Source organism: Wolbachia endosymbiont of Nomada ferruginata, from assembly GCF_001675785.1.
Taxonomy (GTDB): Bacteria; Pseudomonadota; Alphaproteobacteria; order Rickettsiales; family Anaplasmataceae; genus Wolbachia; species Wolbachia pipientis.
The window spans coordinates 1-4,180 of record NZ_LYUY01000105.1 but is presented as its reverse complement, the minus strand read 5'-3'; the positions used below and the strand labels follow the sequence as shown (position 1 = coordinate 4,180).

General features: G+C 36.6%; 7 protein-coding genes and 2 pseudogenes. 2 read left to right on the top strand and 7 right to left on the bottom strand.

Going from position 1 to position 4,180, the window contains the following annotated elements; all coding sequences use genetic code 11:
• Positions 1–112: zinc-ribbon domain-containing protein (locus BA053_RS06880; RefSeq protein WP_174525436.1), on the bottom strand; the 112-nt coding region annotated here is incomplete at its 3' end.
• Between the two features lie 73 nt (positions 113–185).
• Here BA053_RS06880 and dapD point away from each other — a divergent pair.
• Positions 186–1,016, top strand: coding sequence for a 2,3,4,5-tetrahydropyridine-2,6-dicarboxylate N-succinyltransferase (dapD, locus tag BA053_RS05460; protein WP_065106846.1), 831 nt, complete (start codon positions 186–188; stop codon positions 1,014–1,016).
• Between the two features lie 55 nt (positions 1,017–1,071).
• On the opposite strand, the pseudogene BA053_RS08795 reads toward dapD, so the two are convergent.
• From BA053_RS08795 to BA053_RS05450, 4 genes and pseudogenes are all read right to left on the bottom strand, one after another.
• A pseudogene (locus BA053_RS08795) lies at positions 1,072–1,167 on the bottom strand (WPE palindromic element domain-containing protein); the annotation flags it as partial.
• A gap of 47 nt (positions 1,168–1,214) precedes the next feature.
• Entirely contained in the window at positions 1,215–1,343 is a 129-nt protein-coding gene (locus BA053_RS08395; RefSeq protein WP_255356252.1) for a hypothetical protein, read from the bottom strand.
• A complete protein-coding gene (locus BA053_RS05455; RefSeq protein ID WP_064125056.1) occupies positions 1,315–1,599 on the bottom strand; it encodes a DUF2610 domain-containing protein in 285 nt (94 codons plus the stop codon). The genes BA053_RS08395 and BA053_RS05455 overlap by 29 nt, the downstream gene beginning before the upstream one ends.
• The gene (locus BA053_RS05450; protein WP_065095118.1) at positions 1,600–1,971 is read right to left on the bottom strand and encodes a hypothetical protein; all 372 of its coding nucleotides are present in this window, start codon (positions 1,969–1,971) and stop codon (positions 1,600–1,602) included.
• A gap of 101 nt (positions 1,972–2,072) precedes the next feature.
• Here BA053_RS05450 and BA053_RS05445 point away from each other — a divergent pair, with 101 nt between their 5' ends.
• Positions 2,073–3,122 carry a class I SAM-dependent methyltransferase gene (locus BA053_RS05445; protein ID WP_065106845.1) on the top strand — a complete coding sequence of 350 codons (1,050 nt, stop codon included), beginning with the start codon at positions 2,073–2,075 and terminating at the stop codon, positions 3,120–3,122.
• A gap of 292 nt (positions 3,123–3,414) precedes the next feature.
• Here BA053_RS05445 and BA053_RS07490 read toward each other — a convergent pair whose 3' ends face one another.
• Positions 3,415–3,558: a hypothetical protein gene (locus BA053_RS07490; RefSeq protein ID WP_156518057.1), complete on the bottom strand. Its 144-nt coding sequence runs from the start codon at positions 3,556–3,558 to the stop codon at positions 3,415–3,417.
• A 21-nt stretch (positions 3,559–3,579) separates the two neighbouring features.
• Positions 3,580–4,104 (bottom strand): annotated as a pseudogene (gene terL, locus BA053_RS05440) (phage terminase large subunit); the annotation flags it as partial.
• Positions 4,105–4,180: the final 76 nt, after the last annotated feature.

Here is a 4,180-nt window from a genome sequence, read left to right as displayed (position 1 = left end):
ATTCATGCCATATGTGATTGCAGTTCGTACATTTTACCTTTCTTCCAGACGCGCCAATTTGCTTAGGAGATACTAAGTAAGTTTTAGTACAACTATTACATTGTATTTTCATAGCACTTACATATAAGTAGTAACAAGCCCAAATGATACGAGCTACAAATTTAATATCAATATATATATAACAAATGGAAGGTTTGCAACTAAAAAAAACACAGAGTGAGATAGAAAATATTTGGAAAAATAGAGAAAAATTTAATGACTGTAATCTAAAGAAAACAGCAAGAATAGCAATTAAAGAGGTAATTGAGCTCCTTGATAGTGGCAAAATTAGAGTAGCAGAAAAGCTATCAAGTGGAGAATGGGTAGTACATAAGTGGATAAAGCAGGCAATATTATTACATTTTCTCACCGAAGAAAATAAAATAATAGATAATACTAATTGCTGGTTTGATAAGATCGGTAACAAGTTTAGTGAATGGAATGAGGAGAAATTTCGCCGGTTAAAAATTAGAGCAGTTCCTGGGTGTTTTGTTCGCCGATCTGCTTATATAGGTACAAATGTTGTTCTAATGCCAAGTTTTATCAACGTTGGTGCATATGTTGATTCAGGAACAATGATAGATACCTGGTCAACGATTGGTAGCTGTGCGCAAATAGGAAAAAACTGTCATATTTCCGGTGGAGTGGGAATAGGTGGAGTCCTTGAGCCTATTCAAGCTTCACCTGTCATTATAGAAGATAATTGCTTTATTGGAGCACGTAGCGAGGTAGCCGAGGGTGTGGTAGTGAGAGAAGGATCAGTCCTTGGCATGGGTGTGTTTATTGGGGCATCAACAAAGATTATTGATAGAGGAACTAGCAAGGTATTTTATGGCGAAGTACCGCCTTATTCTGTAGTGATATCAGGGTCTATTCCATCTAAAAATAATATTTCAACCTATTGTGCAGTCATAGTAAAAAAAGTGGATGAAAAGACGAGATCGAAAATCTCTATAAATGAAATATTGAGGGATTAAACTATATATCTGTAATATGACACAATATTACATAGTAAATGATGTCATTTCAGTACTTACTGTACGAACATTGTAATTTGTAGGCAATTTGTGTGGCAGGTGGTGTCATTCCAGTGCTTGACACTGGAATCCAGTTTTTCACGCAACCCCATCAAAAACGTAGTGTTTTAATATAAATGAGATTAGCTACTTTTATATTCACCAACCTAGCTGGATCCCAGTGTCAAGCACTGGGATGACAAGAGAGAAGGTATAGGAAAGACAGGAAGAAGATATTGGATGATAAGAGAGCAGTTTGCTATTTTTTGCTATCGCTTTTTTTATCATTATTACTAACCACAGTAATGGCATACGCGCATAACTCTGAGAAAGAGACTCCATTTTCTTGAGATAGTTTATATAATTTTTGTAGACTTTCTTTTACTTTATTAGGAATATTCCCTCCACGTTCTTTTACAAGCCAGGAATCTTGATGATGAATTGGATGAGCATCACTTTTTGGATTTCCTATGTATATTGCAAAAGGTGAACTTTGTCCTTTGAAGTCACATTGTACAGTAAATTTTTTTATAGATTCGGCCATTTAAAGACCTCTACTTTTCTTTTTGGTCGATTTTATAGCAGGTGGAAGAGGTGGTTTCTTTATAAAATCTTGTCTATTGATAACACTTTCTCTACCTTCCAAAGCTCGGCGAACATCAGCTCTGCTTAATTGCGACTCTTTTGCTACCTTCATTCCATGCTTTGCCATAATATTAGCATATGCTAGTACTTTTTTTACCAATGCTAGATCACCATCTAGCATTTGAACTAGCACTTGAAACACTTCCGCTAAAGTTAGCCCATCAGCATTTATAACCTTGTTTTCTATAAAATTGACAGCTTCTTCAAATTTGTATTCAATACTATCATCTTGAGGTATAAGGGCAACATAATCGGTGTTTTTGTCGTCCATAACTGAAGCACTATTACTCACAAACTTAAGTTTATACTATATATATAAATACTCTACTATTTTATATTATGGCACGCTATAGTTAAACATTTATTAATAACATGCTCACTTATATACACGAATTAATTGACAAAAGTCAAGGATCAATATCCATCAGTGATTTCATGAATGCCGTTTTGTACCATGAAAAATACGGCTATTATACAAGTAAATTACCGCTTGGTAAGGATGGTGATTTTACTACCGCACCTGAGATCAGCCAATTATTTGGTGAAGTAATTGCAGTTTGGATAATGCATACATGGGAAAAATTAGGAAAGCCATCAAAATTTTCTCTAGTTGAACTTGGGCCAGGCAAAGGAACACTCATTCACGATATAATAAGAGTCACTAAAAAATACAGCAGCTTTTTTAATTCAATGTTGATCCACTTAGTTGAAATAAGCCCTACTTTACGGAAGATACAAAAGGAAAAATTAAAAGGCTTAGATGTTAATTGGCACAAAAATATTGACGACCTACCAGAACAACCAACCATTTTTTTAGCAAATGAGTTCTTTGACGCTCTTCCGATAGATCAGTTTGTATATCATGATGAGGGGTGGTATGAAAATATGGTGACAAAACAAGATGATGGCAGTCTCTTGGTGTCATGCCAGTGCGTGACACTGGAATCCAGAAAAAAAGAATCATGGATTCCAGTGTCAGCTACTCAGATGACAAATGGAAAATTTTTTAATGGTGCAGTGGTGGAAATATGTTCAGTTGGGGTTGAAATATTAAAAAAACTTGAGAAGAAGATATATAATAATAAAGGAGCTGCTTTGATTGTAGATTACGGTTATGTATACCCCGCATATAAGAGCACTTTGCAATCGATAAAACAACATAAGTATGCTAATTTTCTTGAGAATGTTGGTAATAGTGATATTACCGCACTTGTGAACTTTCAAGCGTTAAGAGATTCATTAAAGCATGTAGATTGTGAGATTTTAACTCAAAGGGAATTTTTATATCTTTTTGGCATAAAAGAAAGAACCCAGGCTTTAATGAAAAACGCAAGTGATGAACAAAAGAATAGGATCTTTAGTGAATTCTTAAGGTTGACTGAAAATATGGGCACTCTTTTTAAAGCAATGCTATTGATATAGCTAACCCAAGAAAGGTTTCCCTACATCATACCGCCGCAGCGCTAACGAGTAGCGGAATGACGAATTTGTTGTTTTTCAAATTGTAAGTAAACCTAAGCCACTTTAGCTATAGCATAGCTAAAGTAATTTATGTTATTGGGTAAGTTAAAAATATGATATAAATGAGATAGGAGGGAGCTACTCACTATAGGAATAGAGTTGTGCACGACCCACAACTGTACGAACATTTGTTTGCGAAGAAATGTTATAGCTGGTTTTGCCTCAAACACAAAGATGTCATACGAGTAGCTGACTACTTGGATCCAGCCTTTCCATCCAAGACGGCAGTGCCCAGACACTGGAATAACAGCAGTCCTACGTCATACCGCGATTCATTCGCGGTATCTCTAGATCCCGCTAACAAGCAGCGGGATGACGGTTGTCTCCTAGCTGTCATCCCAGTACTGGTAGACTCAAATCACAATGCTCGTATAGCTGCAACCCTAGAGCTACTATCTCTCACCCACTGCAAATATTGCACGGTACTGTCCACTTGGTCGTCGTGGCGCGTTTCTGGAAACATTAAAATTTCATACTCAAAATCGTTCAGCCATACTGCTTGGTGCGGCAGAAAAACCTTGCCAGACTCTATCATCGGAGCAATCCGGTGGAATCGAGTGAGCTTACCATCATGTAGCACTATTTCGATAATGGGCAAATGACTGTTTGCCTTCAGCTCTTGTGCTAATTGCTGACCACTTGTTTTGGCTTCGATCAAAATCGCGTGTGGTGACCATCTTGCAGCTAGTGATAAAACTTGTTCTTTAAGCTTTGGATACTCAAGCTTTGCGCGATATACATCAAGTAAATAGAATTTATTATCTATTTTTGCCCAGGTGGTGCAGACACTAAAGTTGCTCATGTTACTTGTTGAAACCGCAGTATCCCAACTTTGTGTTACATGCGAGAGATTATCAGGAACATTTTTATAGCGCTTTAGAGGTTGTCCGGAAACAAGTAAAAGGCTATAATATCTGAAATTTTAGTACGGGGTAAAGATGAGAAAAAAGTATCCAACA